This window comes from Amycolatopsis sp. lyj-346 (assembly GCF_046548975.1).
Taxonomy (GTDB): domain Bacteria; phylum Actinomycetota; class Actinomycetes; order Mycobacteriales; family Pseudonocardiaceae; genus Amycolatopsis.
Window position 1 is genome coordinate 99,312 of record NZ_JAJPWT010000022.1, and the last position, 18,581, is coordinate 117,892.

Consider the following 18,581-nt stretch of genomic DNA (forward strand, 5'->3'; position numbering starts at 1 on the left):
CCCCGCTCCGAGGAGGAAGCGATGAACCAGAACCTGCCCGACGCGTACACGGTGAGGGCGGCCGTCGCGCTCGCTGTGCGGGCTCCTTCCGTGCACAACACCCAGCCGTGGAGCTGGCGGTTCAGCGGCCGGACGGTCGAGCTGCGCGCCGACGAAAGCCGCCTGCTGCGGCACACCGACCCCGAGGGCCGCGACCTGCTCGTCAGCTGCGGGTGCGTGCTGCACCACTTCACGGTCGCCGCGGCGGCCTTGGGCTGGGCCGCACAGATCCACCGGCTGCCGGAACCCGGCGTGCTGGCGCGGATCGTGCTGGTTCCCCACGACACCCGCGACGCCGACATCGCCCTGGCCACGGCCATTCCCCGGCGCCGGTCGGACCGCCGCCGGTTCGCCGCGCGTCCCCTGCTCGTGCGGGACGAGGTCTTCCTGGCCAAAAGCGCCACCGATCAGGGCGCGGTACTCCGTTTCCTCGATGAGGCACCGCAGCGATCGGCGTTGACGGCCGCCGCGGTGGAGGCGCAAGGACTGCACCGGGCCGATCCCGGCTACGGCACCGAGCTGGCGGCCTGGAGCGGGCGGCGCTACGCCCCCGACGGCGTGCCCGCGCAGAACGCGATCCGCGCGACCGCTGCCCCGCGGGTGCGCGACTTCGCCGACGCCATGCTCCCCGACACCGGCGGCCCCGACGGCGCGGCGCTGACCGTGCTGGCCACGGCCGGCGACGACCCGATCGACCGCCTCCGCGCGGGCGAAGCGGCCAGTGCGGTGCTGCTGACCGCGACCCGGCTGAACCTGGCCTCCTGCCTGGTCACCGAACCGCTGGAGCCGGTCAGCACCCGCGGCGTGATCCGCGACTGCGTCCTCGGCGGCGGGCTCGAGCCCCATGCGGTCGTCCGCGTCGGCTACCTCCCCGAGGGGGCGGCCCCGCTCCCGGCGACCCCGCGCCGCCCGATCGGCGAGGTCCTGCGGCCGGCGGCCCATCCCTACGGCGTGGGGCTTCCGGTCCCGGCCGAGCTGCGCGGCCGCTGAGAACCGGCCGAGGCCCTTCGGTGCAGCTCCGCGCCGAAGGGCCTTTCCCACAATGCTTTCCCGCGCACGAAGAAGGCCTCCGTCCGGAATGGACGAAGGCCTTCCACTGCGCTCAGGACACGTCGTTCCAGACGTAGTCCAGGCGGTTGCGCACCTCGACCACCCCGGACAGCTCCTGGATCAGCCGCGTCACCGGATCGATGTCGCTGCGGCGCTCGACCCGCCCGACGACCGTGACGATCCCGGCCCGCACTTCCACCCGGACCCGATTCGGCCCCAGGTTGAGCCGCTCCCGCAGCACACCCTCGCTGACCTCGCGCTCGAGGTCGGCATCGCAGCGAGTGAAGACCGCCACCAGGTCGCGGCGGGCCAGCACGCCCGCCACCTTCCCGTTGCGCAGCACGAACAACCGGCGGACACCGCTACGCGCGAACTGCGCTGCGGCGGAGGCGAGCGTCGCATCGGCGTCGATGGTGACGGCCGGGCTGGTCATCAAGTTCTTCGCGACGCACGCCGTCGCCTTCCGGGCCAGCCGGCGGTCGCGCCACCGGGGCTTGCGGGCCTCCCACAGGTGCGGGAGCAGGTCCGCCTCCGAGACGACGCCCACCAGCGCGCCGGTCTTGTCGAGGACGCCGACCGCGCTGATCCCGTTGCCGGTGAGCAGTTCGGCGATGTCCTTGAACGGCGTCTGCGTCGAAACGGTGATCGGATCGGCGGTCATCACCGCGGACACCTTGCCGGTGTTCATCTTCAGGCCTCTTTCTCGGTACGGACGACCATGACCGGGCAGGCCGCGTGGTGCAGCAGGGCCTGGCTCGTCGAACCGAGCACCAGCCCGGTGAAGCCACCGCGGCCCCGGCTCCCGACGACGACCAGCTGCGCGTCGCGGCTCATCTCGAGGAGCCGGGCCCGGGGCTTGTCGTGTTCGACACGACGCTCGACGTGGACGTCGGGGTACTTCTCCTGCCAGCCCGCGAGCCGCTGCGCGAGCAGCCGGCGCCCCGAGTCCTGCAGGCCTTCGCCCTGGAAGGCGACGTTGCCGTCGCTGAACAGGCCGGCGGTGTCGCCGTCGTGCCAGGTGTACAGCGCGACGAGCGGGGCGTTGCGGATCGAGGCCTCCTCGAAGGCCCAGGCGATCGCGGCTTCGCTCAGCGGGCTTCCGTCGACGCCCACGACGACCGGGCCGCCGGCCTTCTCCGAGCCGCGCACGGTCACGACCGGGCAGTGCGCCCGCGCGGCGAGGTCGACGTCGGGCGAGCCGCTGAACAGGCCCGCGATCGCGCCGACCGGCTCGCCGGTGACGAGGATCCGGGCCCGCGCCGAGACCTCGAGCAGCCCCGGCACCGGTCCGTGGTCGCTGGCCTCGGTCGAGATCTCCAGGCCGGGCACGGCGGCTTCGAGCGTGGCCCGGGTCTGCCGAAGCAGCCGGTCCGCCTCCGCCTCCTTCACCGCCAGCCAGTCCGACGGCGGGTACATCTTGCCGCCGAAAGCGGCGTCTTCGTAGCCGTAAGCGGTGTAGACGAGCAGGGACGCATGCCGGCGGGCTGCTTCCCCGGCCGCCCACAACGCGGCCGCCGCGGCGGTCTCCGAACCGTCCACGGCGACGACGATCGGCGGGTTTCCGGTTGCGCTCATGACGTTTTCCTCCGGTTCCGGGGCTTCCGAGCCGACGGTATGACGCACCGGTGGCCGGCTGCTGTGGTCGTCGGCCACCGGCACGAAGGACTTTCGGCACCCGAGCGGGGAGCCCTTGGCCGTTCCCGGCGGTCCGGCTCGCCGGGCATCGTGACCGCAGGAGGTGTGCGGTGAGGCAACGCGAATGGCGGGACGCGGTGGCAGCCTGTCCGGTCCTGCCTCGGACAGGCAGGCGGACCCCGGCCGGGCAGCCGTGACCGTCCGGCTGGTCTTCGGGTCAGGTCGCCCGCAGCACGGCCGCGCCGTTCACCCGGTCCGCGGCCAGGTCGGCGAGCGCCTGGTCCGCCTGGTCCAGGGCGTAGGGAACCGTGCTGACGCTCAAGTGGTGTTCGCCGGCGAAGGCCAGGAACTCCCGCGCGTCGGCCCGGGTGTTCGCCGTGACACTGCGCAGCTGACGTTCCTGGAACAGGTGCTGCTGGTAGTTCAGCGGCGGGACGTCCGACAGGTGGATGCCCGCGATGGCCAGCGTCCCGCCCCGGTCCAGTGCTTCCAGCGCGGGCAGCACCAGTTCGCCGGCCGGCGCGAAGAGGATCGCCGAGTCCAGGGGCTCGGGCGGTGGGTCGGCGGCTTGCCCGGCTGACGTCGCGCCCAGCTCGAGCGCGAGCTTGCGGGCCTCGGCGCTGCGGGTCATCACGTGGACGGTGACGCCGCGGGCGATGGCCACCTGGGCCGTGAGGTGGGCGCTGCCGCCGAAGCCGTAGATCCCCAGCCGCCCGCCCTCCGGCACCTCCGCCCGCGCCAGCGCGTGGTACCCGATCAGCCCGGCGCACAGCAGCGGCGCCAGCTCGTCGTCGGAGTAGCCGCCGGGCAGCGGCAGCGCGTACGCCGCCGGGACCACGGCGAACTCCGCGTAGCCGCCGTCGGCGTCCCAGCCCGTGTAGCGCGACTCCGGGCAGAGGTTCTCCCGGCCCCGGAGGCAGTACCGGCAGCGACCACAGGTCCCCCGCAGCCAAGCGATGCCGACGCGGTCGCCGGTCGCGAACTCCGTGACCCCGTCGCCGAGGGCGACGACCTCACCGACGACCTCGTGCCCCGGCGTGACGCCCGGCCGGTGCACCGGCAGATCGCCTTCGGCGACGTGCAGGTCCGTCCGGCACACACCGCACACGAGCACCCGCACCAGCAGCTCACCGGCCGCAGGCTGCGGCACCGGCACCGTCGAGGAGTCCAGGGGGCCCGAAGCCATCGGCCCGGGCCGGGTGACCCGCCACGCGGTCATCGTCGTCGGCAGCTCCGGCACGGTCGGCCTCCTCTGGTCACGGCGTTCCCCGCCAGGATGGCCGCTCCGCGCGCGGCCCGCGAGTCCCCGTGGGCCGGAAATCGATCACCCAAGACTCGCCAGCCAGTCCCGGTAGCTGCGCACCGCGGTCGGCAGCGTCGGGAAGATGCGCTCCTCCCCCACCTTCGCCACCAGTCCCGCGGCGACGAGGTCGTCGCGCAGGTCCTGCTTCACCCTTGCCATGGCGAACACGACACCCCGCCGGCCGAGCTCGTCCCGCAGCCGGTCGAGCGCGTCGGCGGCGGTCACGTCCAGCTCGACGTTCGCCTCGGCGTTGAGCACGAACCACCGAGACGTCGCGTCCACCGCGGCGAGGGCACGACGGCGGAAGTCCTCCGCGTTGGCGAAGCACAACGGCGCGTCGTAGCGGTAGACGACGAGACCGGGTTCGGTGGTCGCCTCCGGGTAGTCGTCGACGTCGTGCATGCCGGCCAGGCCTGGCACCGTGCCCAGGATCCCGTCGTGCGGCCGGGCGATCCGGCGCAGCAGGTCCAGAATGGACAGTCCGACGGCGGCCAGGACGCCGTACAGCACACCGAGGCCGAGCACCCCGGCGGTGGTCAGCAGGGCGAGCACCAGCTCGCTGGGCCGGAAGCGAGCGAACCGCCGCAGCTCACGGACGTCGACGAGGTGCAGCGCCGCGAAGACCACCAGCGCACCGAGCGCCGCCTTCGGGAATTGCGCGAGCAGCGGCCGGGCGAACAGCACCGTGAGGACCACGGTGGCCAGCACGACGAGCGAGTGCAGCTGCGTCCGGCTGCCCACGGCCGCGCCCAGCGCCGTGCGGCTGCCGCTGCTGCTGACCGGGAAGCCGTGCAGCAGCCCGGCCGCCACGTTGGCCGCCGCGAGCGCCCGCAGCTCCTGGCCGGCGTCGATTTCCTCGCCGCGGCGGGCCGCGAACGCCCGTGCCGTCAGCACGTTGTCGGAGAAGGCGACGATCGCGATGCCCACGGCGGGCAGGACCAGCTGACCCACGTCGGCGGCGGAGACCCCGGACACCGCGGGCGGCAGCCCGGCGGGCAGCGCCCCGACGACATCGAAGCCGGCCGGGGCGAGCACGGCGACCGCCACCGTGGCCAGCACCATCGCGGCCAGCGGCCCCGGCAGCCACGGCACGAACCGCTCGAGTACGTAAAGCACGGCCAGCACCGCCGCCGCCAGCGCCACCGTCGGCCAGCGCACCAGGTCGAGCTGGGTGAAGAACGAGCCGAGGTCGTCGAGGAACTCCCCGCCGTGCACCGGGACCCCGGTGACCTTCCCGAGCTGACTGGCGACCATGAGCGCCGCGATGCCCGCCATGTACCCGGTGAGCACCGGCTTCGACAGGAGTTCGGCGAGGACGCCCAGCCGGGCCAGGCCGGCGGCGAGGCACAGGCAGCCGACCACGACCGCGAGCACGGCGGCGAGCGCGGCGTAGTGGCCGGGGTCGCCTGCGGCGAGCGGAGCCAGGACCGCCGCGGTCATCAGCGCGGTCGTCGACTCGGGCCCGACCGACAGCTGGCGCGACGAGCCGAGCAGCGCGTAGACGGCCAGCGGGCCGATCGCCGCCCACAGGCCGGCCACCGGCGGCAGCCCCGCCACTTCGGCGTAGGCCATCACCTGCGGCACGAGGTAGGCGGCGACGGTGACGCCCGCGACGACGTCCCCGCGCAGCCAGGCCCGGCGGTACCGCCGCAGGCGCGCAAGCCCGGGGAGAGCCGCGGAGAGGTTCACGGTTCCGAGGATGCGGGCCGGGCGGGCGCACCGGCTGCGGCCGGAAGTCCTTCCGTCCGGTGACTTCCGGCCGCGGCGGACGGCCCGGCGCCGAGCCTACGGTCGGGACACGTCTGCCTCGGGAGCTGCCGATGACCACCGCACCCAGTCCACCGATCGTCACCGGAGTGGACGGATCCGTCGAGTCGCTCGACGCCGTCCGCTGGGCCGCGCGCGCCGCTCACCTGCGTGGCGCGCCGCTGGAGATCGTGTACGCCGTCGACTTCTCCGCCCTACTCGCCGGCGGCGTCGTACCGCCGCCCGAGGAGATGAAGGAAGTGCTGCGCGTCCGCGGCCGCCAGTACCTGCGGGCGGCGGCGGAGCTCGCCGCGGCGCAAGGCGTGCCGGACGCGGCCACCCGGCTGGATCCCGACCGCGCCGCCCAAGCCCTCATCGACGCGTCCCTGACGGCGTCGCTGCTCGTGGTCGGTTCGGCCGGACACGGCAAGCTGGCGAGCCTCCTGGCCGGCTCGGTCGCCTCGGCCGTGGGCGCGCACGCCTCGTGCGACACCGTCGTGGTCCGCGGCGACACCTGGGACGAACCGGGAGCGGCGGACCGGCCGGTCGTCGCCGGCGTCGACGGCGGCGAAACGAGCACGCGGATCCTCGAGACCGCACTCGCCGAGTCCCGCACGCGCCACGCCCCGCTGATCGTGGTCCACGCGGCCGCGGACGAACCCCAGAGCCGTGAACCGGACCGCGCGGCCCTCGCCGACGCCGGGCACCAGCTGCTCGCCGAGCGGCTGAGCGCCCACGACACCGAAGGCGTCGCGGTCGAGGAGGTCGTGGTCCAGTCGCACCCACGCCGCGAGCTGATCGAGCGCAGCACGACCGCGCAGCTGGTCGTGCTCGGCACCCGGGGCCGCGGCGGGTTCCCCGGGCTGCTGCTGGGGTCCACCGGCCAGGCGCTGCTGCACAACGCGGCCTGCCCGGTCTACCTGGTCCGCGGCGCCTGAGGCGGCCGAAAGTCCTCACCTCGACGGGCCTTGGCCCCTCCGGATCCGGGGTCCCCGGGCCCCGGGAACCGGGGCGGTCCGGCCCTCGTCGCCTGGTCTCCCACGGCGGAGTCTGGATCAGACGAAAGTGAGGCACATCATGGACAGCCAGCACTCCCCCCGCGGATTCGCCCCGGCGACGACTGCCGAGCCGACGTCCGAGAGCACCCGCCGCAACCGCCGTGACCGGCTCGCGCTGCGGCCGGCCGACTTCGTGGACCCGCGCTACGCCGACGTCTCCGACCGCCGCCTGGCACTGGCGCTGACGGCGGAGGACCGGTCCGAAGAGGACGGTCTGGACCCGCTGGAGCGCGTCACGTGCCGGACGCACCGGCGCTGGCTGCACGACTGCGTGTCGTCGCCGCTGCACGTCGTCATCGTCACCGGCACGCGCTGGTGCCGGCAGTGCGAGTGCGCGCTGAACGTCGCGATCGACCAGCTCGCCGGCGACGTCGCGGTGCGCTGCCCGTCCTGCGGCGAGACCCCGGCCACCCGCGCGACCCGCCAGCTCGTCCGCGCGTGCCGGGCCAGCCTGGCCACCGCGGCCGACCGCTGATGTCCGCGAGCCGGAGCCGTCTGTACCGCAGTGGCGTCCTGGAGCAGGAGAACCTCTCCTTCGCCGAAGCCACGCGGCAGCTCACCGACCCGGCCGTGACGCTCTGGCTGGACCTCGACGCCCCCACCGCCGCGGACCTGGCCGCGCTCACCACCGAACTCGGGCTGCACCCGCTCGCGGTCGCGGCCGTCCTCGACGAAGACCACCAGCGGCCGAAGCTGGTCCACTACGACCACCACTCGTTCCTCACCGCCTACGCCGTCCGGCTGGACCCCGGCGATGGCGTGCTCACGGCGTCGGAGCTCGACGCGTTCGTGACCGACCGCGTGCTGGTCACCTTGCACCGCGACGGCACCGCGGACATCGACGCCCTCACCGACCGCTGGGACAGCACCCCCGAGCTGGCCAAGAGCGGCACCGGGTTCCTGCTGCACGGCCTGCTCGACCTGCTCGTCGACGGGCACTTCGACGCTCTCCAGTCCCTCGACGACCAGGTCGAGGAGCTGGAGGACCTGGTCTTCGCCGACCAGACCGACGTCACGGACCTGCAGCGCCGCGCCCTGCGGCTGCGCAAGAGCCTGAGCCGGCTGCGCCACCTCGCCCTGCCGATGCGCGAGATCGTCGGTTCCTTGATGCGCCGGGAAGTCCGTACGGTCGACGACGCGCTGCTGCCGTACTTCCAGGACGTGTACGACCACGTCCTGCGCGTGACGGAGTGGACGGAGTCGCTGCGCGACCTGCTCGCGACTATCCGCGAGACGCAGCTGAGCATCCAGGGCAACCGGCTCAACACGATCATGAAGAAGGTGACCAGCTGGGCCGCGATCATCGCGGTGCCCACCGCCATCACCGGCTTCTACGGCCAGAACATCCCCTATCCCGGATTCGCGCAGGCGTCCGGGGTGTGGGTCTCGACGCTCGCCATCCTGGTCATCTCGGGGACCCTGTACGTCCTCTTCAAACGACGGGACTGGCTGTGAGCCGGACGCTCCGGGGCGGACGGCTCGCCGTGGCCTGGTTCGTGACCGTCACATCGGCCGAATTCCTCGGCTTCATCGTCCCTGCGGTGGCCGGCGCGCTCACCGTGGACTCCGCGGTCGCCCTCCCCGTGCTGCTGCTCGCCGGAGCGGTCGAAGGAGCCGTGCTGGGCGCGGGCCAGGCACTCGTCCTCCGGCGCGCCGTTCCCACGGTGAGCGCCCGCCACTGGGTCACGGCCACGGCGGCAGCGGCATCGTTCGCCTACCTCATCGGGCTCGCGCCGAGCATGTGGGCCACGCAGCTGAGCAGCCGGCCGCCGTGGGTCCTTTGGCCAGCCGCGGCAATCCTCGGCCTGGCTCTGCTGTGCTCGATCGGTTTCGCCCAGTGGCTGGTCCTGCGCCGCCACTTCTCCCGTTCGGCGTTCTGGATCGCCACCACGGCCGGCGCGTGGCTGCTCGGCCTCGCGGTCTTCCTGGGCGTCACCATGCCGCTGTGGCAGCCCGGTCAACGCCTGCCCACCACGATCACGATCGGCGTCCTCGGCGGCTTCCTGATGGCGGCCACCACGTCGGCGGTCACCGCTCTCGCCGTTCGCCGCCTTCCTAGCCTGGGCTGACTTGCCGCCGCGCCGCCACCCGGTGCCAGATCAGCTTGTCCGCCTCCACCACGAGGAACGCCACGACGGCAGCACCCAGGACCCACAACCAGGAGCCGACGCCGACAGGTGCGGTGTGGAACCACGTGTTCATGATCGGGACGTAGGTCAACAGCAGCTGGAGCCCCACCGTGAGCCCGAGGCCGAGCGCGAACATCCGGCTGCGGCCGGGCCAGGCCAGCAGCACCGGGCGGTCCAGTGACCGGCAGCTGAGCAGGTACGCGGCCTGCACCCCCACGAACACGTTGATCGCGCTCGTGCGGGCCTCCGCGAGCGACACCCCCGCGGCCAGTTCGACCCCATAGGCTGCGAAAGCCGCCACCACGAGCAGGAGCGACACGAGCACGACCCGGCGCAGTAGCGCGGCGGTGAAAAGCGGACGCTTCGGCGGGCGCGGAGTCCGCCCCATGATCCCGGACTCGGTCGGCTCGAACGCCATCGTGAGACCCAGGAACACCGCGGTCGTCATGTTGATCCACAGGATCTGCACCGGCACGATCGGCAGTGTCGCGCCGAGCAGGATGGCGACCAGCACGACCATGCCCTCGCCGATGTTGGCCGGCAGCGTCCACGCGATGAACTTGCGCAGGTTGTCGAAGACGCTCCGGCCTTCCCGCACCGCTGCTTCGATCGAGGCGAAGTCGTCGTCGGTCAGCACCATGTCCGCGGCCTGGCGGGCGGCGTCGGTGCCGTTGCGGCCCATCGCGACACCGATGTCCGCGCGGCGCAATGCCGGCGCGTCGTTGACGCCGTCACCGGTCATCGCGACCACGTGCCCGCGCCGCTGCAACGCCTGCACCAGCTGGAGCTTCTGCCCCGGCGACACCCGCGCGAACACCTGGGTGGCCGCCACCGTCTCGTCGAAGCCCACCTCGGGCAGCTCCGCCAGCTCGGCTCCGGTGAGGACCCGCGCGGACGCCGCCTCGTCCACCAAGCCCACTTCGGCGGCGATCGCGCGCGCGGTCCCGGCGTGGTCGCCGGTGATCATCTTCACGTCGATGCCCGCGCTCCGGCACGCCGCGACGGCAGTGATCGCCTCCGGCCGGGGCGGGTCGTGCATCGCCTGCAAGCCCACCAAGGTCGGCGCGGAGCCCGGGGCGAACCGGGCGAACGCGAGCACCCGCAGTCCCTGCCCGGTCAGCTCCTGCTGCAGCCGGTCCACGGCAGCGGCATCGAGGGGACGGACGCCGCCGGGGCCGAGCTCGTCCCCGCATCGCGCCACCACCTCCTCGACCGCACCCTTGAGGTAGCCGACGTCGCCGTGCACCGTGGTCATCATGCGGGTCTCGGACTCGAACGGCACGGTTTCCGTGCGCGGCGCGGCGGCACGGATCGCCTCGGGGTCCAGCCCGGCCGCGAGCGCCGATTCGAGCAGCGCGATCTCCGTCGGGTCGCCCTCCCCGAGCTGCGCGTCGTTGCAGAGGACGCCCGCGACGAGGCATTCTCGGGCCTCCTCGGGGGAAACCACCCGGCCGGCGACAGCGAGGGTGGTCACGTTCATCCGGTTCTGGGTGAGGGTGCCCGTCTTGTCGGTGCAGATCACCGTCGTGCCGCCGAGGGTCTCGACCGCGGGCAGGTTCCGCACGATCGCGCCGCGCCGCGACATCCGGACCACCCCGATCGCCAGCACGATCGCCACCGCCGCCGGCAGTCCTTCGGGGATCGCCCCGACGGCCAGCGCGACCACCGCCGTGAACATCTCGGGCACCGGCGTACCGCGGAGAACCCCGAGCGTGAACGCCCCGACCGCGACCGCGACGATCGCGACGCTCAGCTGCCGGGAAAACCGGGCGAGCTTGCGGGTCAGCGGGGTCGCGACCACCTCCGCGGTGGCCACCAGGTGCTGGATGTCGCCCAGCTCGGTGGCGCCGCCGGTCGCCGTGACCACGGCCCGGGCCCAGCCGCGCGTCACCAGCGTCCCGGAGTAGGCACAGCCGACCCGGTCGGCGACCACGGCTTCCCCGGCCACCACGTCGGCGGACTTGCGCACCGGCACCGACTCCCCGGTCAGCGCCGACTCGTCGACCTCGGCCAGGCGGACCTCGGTGAGCCGCACGTCGGCCGGGACGCGGTCCCCCGCGGCCAGCTCCACGACGTCGCCCGGGACCAGCTCGGCGGCCGGTATCCGCCGGGTCACCCCGTCCCGGAGCACGGTCGCGTCCGACGGCACCATCCGCGACAGCGCGTCGAGGGCTCGCTGCGCCCGCGATTCCTGCACGAACCCGACGAGGGCGTTGAGCAGCACCACGCCCCCGATCACCCCGGCGTCGACGTAACCGCCGAAGAGCCCGGTCACCACGCCCGCGAGCAGCAGGACGTAGATGAGGGGGTCGTGGAACTGCCGCAGCACCCGGAGCACCAGCCCCGGTCCGGCCGGCGCGGTGACCGTGTTGGGGCCGAAGCGATCCAGCCGCGCTCCGGCTTCCTCGGCACTGAGCCCTCGAACAGGGTCGACCCCGAGTTGCTCGGCGACGGCGGTCGCAGGCCGGGCGTGGAACGCCTCGGGGTGGGCTGTGGTCTTCACTGCGCTGCCTTCCGTTCCGTTTCTACTCCGCGGATTGCGTCGGTCGGCTGCGCGACGATTCCGTCGGCGAGCCCTGCACCACGCGGCCGCCGGACACCGGTCGGCGTCCGGCGCAGCCCGTGGCCCATGACCGGGCGGTCAGGGCACGGTCCGCCGCGCGGCCGCGCCGAGCGCCGCGCCCCAGGCCTCGGCCCGGGCCGGCTCACCGGGAGCGGGGCCGGTGTCGGCCGGGTCCGTGCCGACGAAGAAGCTCTCGGCGGGCGCGGCCAGGCGGCACCCGAGCCGGCGCAGCCGCTTCGCGATGCCGAGCGAAGCGGCACCGGTGAGCAAGCGGGACTTGTCGATCCGGGTGTCGAAGGCCGCGACCGGGAGCCCCGGCGGGACCGGTCCGAGGGAATCCAGCCACTCGCGCACCCCGGTCTCCGACCGGGTGGGGTGCTCCCCCTGCTGCGCGGCCGACTTCCGCGTCGAGGCACGGCTCATGCCGTGCACGTGGGTGGGCCCGCCGACGACGAGCAGGTCGACGCCGGTGAGGTCGGCCGGCGCGTCGTCGACGTTGACCACCTCGGCGACCAGCCCCGTGCCGACGGCGCGGGCGATCTGCTCGGTGGCACCGAACATCGACTCGAACACGACGAGGGTGCGCATCGTCAGCTCCTCAGCTCGACCGGTTTGTGGGTGAGCTCTTCGATGTCGCCGGCGGCGCACTCGAGCAGGTTGTGCGCGAGGTCGCTCAGCGCCCGCGATGCGGCGAGCTCGTCGCCGATCTCGGGCACGTTCCGGTCGGCCGGGTTCAGCCGGGCGGTCCCGGTCCCGGAGATCCGGGTGTCGTCGGCCGTGCGCAACCGGGCCGTGGCCCGGGTCCGGCCCTCGTCCTCGTCGATGGTCAGTTCGACGTGCCAGCGTTTCTCCTGCATGGCTACCTCCTCAGCATTCTTCGGGGACCATTTCGATGGCCCCGCACGGACATTCGGCGACGCAGATCCCGCAGCCCTTGCAGTAGTCGAGATCGATCGCGTACCTGTCGCCCGGTTCGAGCTTGATGACCGCGTTGTCCGGGCAGACGCCGTAGCAGTTGTCGCATTCGAAGCAGTTGCCGCAGGACAGGCAGCGGCGAGCTTCGAGCAAGGCCGTGGACTCGTCCAAGCCGCTCTTGATCTCGTCGAACGTCGACACCCGCCGGGACAGGTCGAGGTGCGGCCGGACGGTCCGGTCGGCGTCGCTGTAGTACCAGGTGTTCAGGTTTTCGAAGGTCGCCGGGCGCGGAGCGGGCGGCTCGGCGGTGCCCGCGCCGCGCAGCCAGGCGTCGATCTCCCTGGCCGCCTTCGCGCCGTGGCCCACCGCGACGGTCGCGGTCCGGCCCGACGGCACCATGTCGCCGCCGGCGAAGATGCCCGGGTGCCCGGTCATGAGGCCCGGGCCGACCCGCACGACCCCGCCGGCGCGCTCGACGTCCGGCAGTCCGTCCACAAGGGACAGGTCGGTGTCCTGGCCGAGGGCCAGCACCACGCTGTCGGCGGCCAGCCGCTCGAACTCGCCGGTCGGCTGGGGGAACCCGGACTCGTCGAGGCGCATCTTCTCTACCGTGATGCCGTCGCCGTCGATCTCGCTGATCGTCGACAACCACCGCATCGCGACGCCTTCCTCGACGGCCTCGGCCACCTCGGACTCGTGCGCGGGCATCCGGTCGCGGGTACGGCGGTAGACGACCACGGCGTCGGTCGCGCCGAGCCGCTTCGCGGCGCGGGCGGCGTCCATCGCGGTGTTGCCGCCGCCGTAGACCGCGACGCGGCGGCCGAGCAGCGGCGGCTCCCCGGTTTCCATGTCGTGCAACAGCGAGACCGCGTCGAGCACGCGCGCGGAGTCACCGGCGGGGATGTAGGCGCGCTTGCCGACCTGGGCGCCGACGGCGAGGAAGACCGCGTCGAACCCGCCGTCGGCCATGGCCTGTGCGGCGTCGGTGACGCGGCTGTTCTGCTCGAAGACGACGCCCATGTCCCGGATCCGGCCGATCTCCGCGTCGAGGACTTCGCGCGGCAGCCGGTAGCGCGGGATGCCGTAGCGCATCATCCCGCCGGGGGCAGCTTCTGCGTCCCGGACGGTGACCGCGTGCCCGAGGCCGGCCAGATGGTAAGCGGCGGACAGGCCCGCGGGCCCGGCACCGACGACCAGCACCCGCTTCCCGGAAGGCGCGGAGACCGGCATCGACCAGCCCTGCTTGATTCCTTCGTCGCCGAGGAACCGCTCGACGGAGTTGATCCCGACGGCCTCGTCGAGCTGCCCGCGGTTGCACGCGCTCTCACACGGCCGGTAGCAGATCCGGCCGAGCACGGCCGGGAACGGGCTGTCGACCATGATCCGCCGCCACGCGCTCTCGTAATCTCCGGATTCCGCGTGGTAGAGCCACTTCTGGATGTCCTGGCCGGCCGGGCAGGCCTGGTTGCAGGGCGGCAGCAGGTCGACGTAGACCGGCCGCTCGGAACGCCACGCGCCGGTCTTGTTGGCCCGGCTGGACCCGACGTCGAGCGTGATCGCGAACGGCTTCTCGTGCTCCATGTCAGTCCTCTCCGAGCAGGCCGTAGCGGCGGATGTTGCGGTCGGCCTGCGCCTGGATCCGCGCGATCACGTCGGTGCGGGGCTGGTCGCCGAACAGGTGTGCGTACCGCGTCTGGCGCCGCAGGTAGTCCTCGACCGGGACCCGGCGGCGGATCTTCGACGTCGCGACGATCTCGCCGTGCTCGGCCTCGAACACCGGGAACAGCCCGCTTTCCTTGGCCAGGCGGGCGATCAGGATCGTGTCGTGCGACGCGCTGCCCCAGCCGAGCGGGCAGGGCACCAGCACGTGCAGGTAGCGGGCGCCGCGGAACTCCATCGCCCGCGTCACCTTCGCTTCGAGGTCCCGCAGGTCCGCGACGGTCGCCGTCGCCACGTACGGGATCTCGTGCGCCAGCGCGATCATCGGGACGTTCTTGCCCTGCCCGAACACTGCCCCGGGCTCCGGTCCCACGGCCGGTGTCGTCGCCGTGCGAGCCGCGGCCGGCGTCGCTCCGGAACGCTGGACGCCGGTGTTCATGTAAGCCTCGTTGTCGTAGCAGATGTAGAGCACGTCGTCGTTGCGCTCGAACATGCCGGAGAGACACGCGAAACCGATGTCGACCGTGCCGCCGTCGCCGCCCTGGCCGACCACGCGGACGTCGGTGCGGCCCTTGGCCTTCATCGCCGCGGCGACCCCGGTGGCCACCGCGGGGGCGTTGCCGAACAGCGAGTGCAGCCACGGGATGCGCCACGACGTCTCGGGGTACGGCGTCGAGAAGACCTCCAGGCAGCCGGTCGCGTTGACCGCGACCATCCGATTGCCCGTGGCGCGCATGGCCGCGTCGAGCGCGTACCGCGCCCCCAGTGCTTCACCGCAGCCCTGGCACGCGCGGTGGCCGCAGTCGATCGAGTTGATCCGCTCGCGGTCGGACTGCACGCTGCGCTGGTCGGGACCGAGCAACCGGCCCCCGACCGCGAAGCTGCCGGTCTGGTAGAACTTGATCGGCGTCACCGCCATGTCATCACCCGATCCGTGAGGCGACCACACCGAGGTCGCGCAGGAGGTTTTCCGCCGTCGGGCCTGAGCGCCGGGCGGCGGCCAGCCGTCCCAGTTCCCGGTCGATCAGCGAGCGGTCGAGGTCCAGGAAGGTCAACGGCGGCAACTCCTCCGCCGCTCGCAGCATCCCGTCCAGGGAGGTCTTGGTGACCGCGCGGCCGCCGAGGCCCGCGACGACCGTGTGCACCCGGGTCGCAGGCGCCGCCGTGACCACGTTCTGCGTGACGATCCCGCCGACGCCGGGCTCGAAGGCCCGCTCCAGCACCACGACGTCCCGGGCGTGCCCGATCGCCGCGCGGACGGCGTCGGCGGGGAACGGCCGGAAACAGGTCACCCCCAGCACGCCGACGCGCAGCCCCTCCTCCCGCAGCTCGTCGACGGTGTCCTTGAGGGTGCCGAGCACCGAGCCGAGCGCGATCACGATCGTGTCGGCGTCCTCGGTGCGGTAGGCGCGGGTCAGCCCGCCGGAGTTGCGGCCGAACGCCTCGGCGAAGCGGTCCGAGACGTCCGGGACGACATCGAGAGCCTCCATCAGGCGGGCGTGGGCGAGGTAGCGGACCTCGGTGAACGCCTCGGGGCCGACCATCGCCCCGATCGACGACGGCTCGGCCGGATCGAGGACCTGCCGGGGCTCGTAGGGCGGCAGGAACGCGTCGACCTGCGCTTGCTCGGGCGAGTCGAGGGGTTCCCAGGCGTGGGTCAGCACGAAGCCGTCCATGCAGACCATCACCGGCGTGGACAGCTCCTCGGCGATCCGGAACGCCTGGACGTGCAGGTCCGCCGCCTCCTGGTTGGTCTCGGCATACAGCTGGATCCAGCCGGCGTCCCGCAGGGCCATGCTGTCGCTGTGGTCGTTCCAGATGTTGATCGGCGCACCGATCGCCCGGTTGGCCACCGTCATCACGATCGGCAGGCCGAGCCCGGACGCGTTGAACACCGCCTCGGTCATGTACAACAGGCCCTGGCTCGCGGTCGCCGTGTAGGCCCGCGCGCCCGCCGCGGACGCGCCGATGGCGACCGACATCGCGGCGAACTCCGACTCGACGTTGACGAACTCGCACGGCGCGAGCTCACCGGACTTCACCAGCTCCGCCAGGCCTTCGACGATGTGGGTCTGCGGAGAGATCGGGTACGCGCAGACGACCTCCGGCCGGCACAGCGCGACCGCGTCGGCCACGGCTTTGGACCCCTCAATCTGCCTGAGCACCGGACAGCTCCTCCCGCTCGGCACGCACGAACCCGTAGGCCGCGGTGGCCGCGGCGATGTTCCCGTCGGCCTTGGCGCCGGCGAACCGGCCGGAGATCGCGGTGATCACCGAGCGCAGCTCGACGACGCCGGTCAAGGCGGCGAACCCGCCGAGCAGCGCCGCGTTCGGCATCGGGCGGCCGAGGTGCTTCTGAGCCAGCTCGGTCGCGGGCACCACGAGCAGCCGCTCGCGCCGGAACCCGCGGACGAACTCCCCCAGCCCCAGTTCCTCGAAGCTGTGTGCGGAGTTCACCAGCAGGTAGCCCTCGGGCTTCAAGCCCTCGAAGACGTTCACCTGGTGCAGCAGGGTGGCGTCCTGGATGATCAGCGCGTCCGGCCGCACGATCGGCTCCCGGGTGCGGATCACCCGGTCGGCGATCCGGCAGAAGGACACGACCGGCGCACCGGTGCGCTCGGAGCCGAAGCTGGGGAACGCCTGCGCGTGCCGCCCTTCGGTGAACGCGGCGACCGACAGCAGCTCGGCAGCGGTCACCACGCCCTGGCCGCCGCGGCCGTGGATGCGGACCTCCGTCATGCTCATGTGCTCGGGTACTTGGCGAGGATGTCGCGCAGCGCCGCGACGAACCGCAGGGATTCGTCGTGGTCGCGCTGCCAGACGTTGCGGCCGAAAATCAGCCCGGTGGCCCCGGCTTCCATCGACTCGCGCGCCTTTTCCAGCATCGCGTCGTCGCCGGCCTTGCCGCCGCCGGAGACGAGCAGCAGCGTCCGCCCGGCCGACCGGACGACGGCGTCGATCGCCTGCTGGCTGGTCGTTTCCTTCGCGTACGGCGCGGGGACGTTGTCGATCTTGGCGGGGTGCGGGAAGTTGACCTTCACGACGTCGGCGCCCAGCTCGGACGCGGTGCGCGCGGCGTAGTCGACGGCGTAGAACGAGTCTTTCCCGCCCTTGCCCTCGATGGCCGAACCACGCGGGTAGGCCCAGACGATCAGCGGCATGCCCAGCCGGTGCGCGTCGGCGCGGACCTGCCGCAGCTGGGCGAAGTCGTGTTCCTGCGCGGGACTTCCGACGTAGAGGGTGTAGCCGACGGCGTCCGCGCCGAGCCGGACCGCGTCCTCGACGCTGCCGTGCAGCGGGGAAAGCGCCTCGGCGTCGGACGGGATTTCGGTCTTGCCGTTGAGCTTCAGCACCAGCGGCAGCTCACCCGCGTAGTCCCAGTAGAATTTTTCGGCCAGCCCGATCTGGATCGCGATCCCGTTGAACCCGCCTTCGAGCGCGAGCTTGAGGATGTACTTCGGGTCGCTCGCCGCCGGGTTGGCGAAGAAGTCGCGGGGACCGTGTTCCAGGCCCTGGTCGTAGGGCAGGAAGAACGCGGTCCCGTTGCGCAGGCCGTGTTCGTGCAGGATGCGGTGCAGCCGCGTCTTCTTGCCGGTGTTCAGCCCGAGTTCGGCCAGTGCGGGACGGTGCGCCATGGCGGCCTCCGACAGTCGCGGGTTCGTGGTGTGCCCAGCAAATCGCGGCGCGGTGGTGATCACCGCTGGCGAACGCCACCGGTACCGGGGCCCTCGGTCACCAACGGGTGGGACCAATGGCTCTGCTGCTCGCGCGCGCCGGCGATGAGACTTGGCCGCATGAAGGTCGACGAACTGCTCGCGAAGGCGAAGGACGGGCTGGAGACCAAGATGGTCTACAGCGAGCCGTACGAGGTCGACGGGGTCACCGTGATCGTGGCCTCGAGCGTCGGCACCGGCGGTGGCGGCGGCGACAGCCGCGACGAGAAGGGCCGATCCGGCGAGGGCGCCGGCTTCGGGCTCTCCGCCAAACCGGTCGGCGCGTACGTCATCAAGGACGGCAAGCTGCGCTGGGAACCGGCGATCGACGTCAACCGCCTCCTGGCCACTCTCGGCGCGATCGCCGTCGCGGCGCTCTTCGCCGCCACCCGGCTGGCGAAACTCAAGTACCGAGCCGCACCGCCGGGTGATGAGCGGTAACGGTGCGGTTTTGCCGTCCGCTGACGTGCCGCTCACCAGCCGAAAACCCGCAAGCTCGCGGGACCGAACGCGATCCTGTCCGTCCTCGTCGTGGCGCTGGTCCCGATCACCACCGAAGCCGGCGAGTGGCTCGAACGCCGGGTCGCGTCCACACCGCTCGTGCGCACCCATACCGAACTCGGCGACACGGCCCTCTACGTCGCGCTCCCCGTCGCCGTACTCGCCCTCGTGGTGTGGTGGCGCTAACGGGAAGTCGGCCCGGCCCCGACGGCCGGCGCATCGGCGCCTTCCCGCGGCCGACTCCGGCGCCCAAGCCACCTGGCAAGGCCA

Annotated in this window: 19 protein-coding genes; 7 read left to right on the forward strand and 12 right to left on the reverse strand. The window is 72.7% G+C overall.

The genetic code is table 11. From position 1 onward, the window contains the following. The first annotated feature begins 21 nt into the window (after positions 1 to 21). Positions 22 to 1,029 (forward strand): Acg family FMN-binding oxidoreductase, encoded by a 1,008-nt coding sequence (locus tag ACLJQE_RS40975; protein WP_410645089.1) that lies wholly within the window; start codon positions 22 to 24, stop codon positions 1,027 to 1,029. Between the two features lie 112 nt (positions 1,030 to 1,141). On the opposite strand, the gene ACLJQE_RS40980 is transcribed toward ACLJQE_RS40975, so the two are convergent. The 4 genes from ACLJQE_RS40980 to ACLJQE_RS40995 all read right to left on the reverse strand — a co-directional run bounded on the left by ACLJQE_RS40980 (position 1,142) and on the right by ACLJQE_RS40995 (position 5,716). Then, entirely contained in the window at positions 1,142 to 1,777 is a 636-nt protein-coding gene (locus ACLJQE_RS40980) for a CBS domain-containing protein (RefSeq protein ID WP_410645090.1), read from the reverse strand. A gap of 2 nt (positions 1,778 to 1,779) precedes the next feature. Beyond that, a complete protein-coding gene (locus tag ACLJQE_RS40985; protein ID WP_410645091.1) occupies positions 1,780 to 2,664 on the reverse strand; it encodes a universal stress protein in 885 nt (294 codons plus the stop codon). 277 nt (positions 2,665 to 2,941) lie between these two features. Continuing rightward, positions 2,942 to 3,943 (reverse strand): zinc-binding alcohol dehydrogenase family protein, encoded by a 1,002-nt coding sequence (locus tag ACLJQE_RS40990; RefSeq protein WP_410645126.1) that lies wholly within the window; start codon positions 3,941 to 3,943, stop codon positions 2,942 to 2,944. Positions 3,944 to 4,048: 105 nt separating this feature from the next. Then, positions 4,049 to 5,716 (reverse strand): SulP family inorganic anion transporter, encoded by a 1,668-nt coding sequence (locus ACLJQE_RS40995; protein WP_410645092.1) that lies wholly within the window; start codon positions 5,714 to 5,716, stop codon positions 4,049 to 4,051. 131 nt (positions 5,717 to 5,847) lie between these two features. Between ACLJQE_RS40995 and ACLJQE_RS41000 the strand changes: the two genes are divergently transcribed. The 4 genes from ACLJQE_RS41000 to ACLJQE_RS41015 all read left to right on the forward strand — a co-directional run bounded on the left by ACLJQE_RS41000 (position 5,848) and on the right by ACLJQE_RS41015 (position 8,900). Then, positions 5,848 to 6,711: a universal stress protein gene (locus ACLJQE_RS41000; protein WP_410645093.1), complete on the forward strand. Its 864-nt coding sequence runs from the start codon at positions 5,848 to 5,850 to the stop codon at positions 6,709 to 6,711. Positions 6,712 to 6,850: 139 nt separating this feature from the next. Then, positions 6,851 to 7,306: a hypothetical protein gene (locus ACLJQE_RS41005; RefSeq protein ID WP_410645094.1), complete on the forward strand. Its 456-nt coding sequence runs from the start codon at positions 6,851 to 6,853 to the stop codon at positions 7,304 to 7,306. Beyond that, a complete protein-coding gene (locus ACLJQE_RS41010) occupies positions 7,306 to 8,286 on the forward strand; it encodes a magnesium transporter CorA family protein (protein WP_410645095.1) in 981 nt (326 codons plus the stop codon). Before ACLJQE_RS41005 ends, ACLJQE_RS41010 begins: the two co-directional genes overlap by 1 nt. Continuing rightward, positions 8,283 to 8,900: a hypothetical protein gene (locus ACLJQE_RS41015; RefSeq protein WP_410645096.1), complete on the forward strand. Its 618-nt coding sequence runs from the start codon at positions 8,283 to 8,285 to the stop codon at positions 8,898 to 8,900. Before ACLJQE_RS41010 ends, ACLJQE_RS41015 begins: the two co-directional genes overlap by 4 nt. Here ACLJQE_RS41015 and ACLJQE_RS41020 read toward each other — a convergent pair. From ACLJQE_RS41020 to ACLJQE_RS41055, 8 genes are all read right to left on the reverse strand, one after another. Beyond that, the gene (locus ACLJQE_RS41020; protein WP_410645097.1) at positions 8,887 to 11,463 is read right to left on the reverse strand and encodes a cation-translocating P-type ATPase; all 2,577 of its coding nucleotides are present in this window, start codon (positions 11,461 to 11,463) and stop codon (positions 8,887 to 8,889) included. The two genes, ACLJQE_RS41015 and ACLJQE_RS41020, sit on opposite strands and share 14 nt — an antisense overlap. Before the next feature lie 138 nt (positions 11,464 to 11,601). Further along, positions 11,602 to 12,111, reverse strand: coding sequence for a flavodoxin family protein (locus ACLJQE_RS41025; protein WP_410645098.1), 510 nt, complete (start codon positions 12,109 to 12,111; stop codon positions 11,602 to 11,604). Positions 12,112 to 12,113: 2 nt separating this feature from the next. Continuing rightward, the gene (locus tag ACLJQE_RS41030; protein ID WP_410645100.1) at positions 12,114 to 12,380 is read right to left on the reverse strand and encodes a DUF1876 domain-containing protein; all 267 of its coding nucleotides are present in this window, start codon (positions 12,378 to 12,380) and stop codon (positions 12,114 to 12,116) included. A gap of 10 nt (positions 12,381 to 12,390) precedes the next feature. Continuing rightward, positions 12,391 to 14,019, reverse strand: coding sequence for an NAD(P)-binding protein (locus ACLJQE_RS41035; protein ID WP_410645101.1), 1,629 nt, complete (start codon positions 14,017 to 14,019; stop codon positions 12,391 to 12,393). A gap of 1 nt (position 14,020) precedes the next feature. Next, on the reverse strand, positions 14,021 to 15,016 hold the full coding sequence (locus ACLJQE_RS41040) for a thiamine pyrophosphate-dependent enzyme (RefSeq protein WP_410645102.1): 996 nt from the start codon (positions 15,014 to 15,016) through the stop codon (positions 14,021 to 14,023). A gap of 4 nt (positions 15,017 to 15,020) precedes the next feature. Continuing rightward, positions 15,021 to 16,262: a transketolase C-terminal domain-containing protein gene (locus ACLJQE_RS41045; RefSeq protein WP_410645104.1), complete on the reverse strand. Its 1,242-nt coding sequence runs from the start codon at positions 16,260 to 16,262 to the stop codon at positions 15,021 to 15,023. Further along, positions 16,246 to 16,842: a 2-oxoacid:acceptor oxidoreductase family protein gene (locus ACLJQE_RS41050; protein ID WP_410645105.1), complete on the reverse strand. Its 597-nt coding sequence runs from the start codon at positions 16,840 to 16,842 to the stop codon at positions 16,246 to 16,248. Before ACLJQE_RS41050 ends, ACLJQE_RS41045 begins: the two co-directional genes overlap by 17 nt. Beyond that, complete coding sequence (locus ACLJQE_RS41055) at positions 16,839 to 17,732, reverse strand: class I fructose-bisphosphate aldolase (RefSeq protein ID WP_410645106.1); 894 nt, start codon at positions 17,730 to 17,732, stop codon at positions 16,839 to 16,841. Before ACLJQE_RS41055 ends, ACLJQE_RS41050 begins: the two co-directional genes overlap by 4 nt. Positions 17,733 to 17,891: 159 nt before the next feature. On the opposite strand from ACLJQE_RS41055, the gene ACLJQE_RS41060 reads away from it, so the two are divergent. Together ACLJQE_RS41060 and ACLJQE_RS41065 are read left to right on the forward strand one after the other, a co-directional pair. Beyond that, complete coding sequence (locus ACLJQE_RS41060) at positions 17,892 to 18,251, forward strand: spore germination protein GerW family protein (protein ID WP_410645107.1); 360 nt, start codon at positions 17,892 to 17,894, stop codon at positions 18,249 to 18,251. A gap of 90 nt (positions 18,252 to 18,341) precedes the next feature. Next, positions 18,342 to 18,497 (forward strand): hypothetical protein, encoded by a 156-nt coding sequence (locus ACLJQE_RS41065; RefSeq protein WP_410645108.1) that lies wholly within the window; start codon positions 18,342 to 18,344, stop codon positions 18,495 to 18,497. Positions 18,498 to 18,581 lie beyond the last annotated feature (84 nt).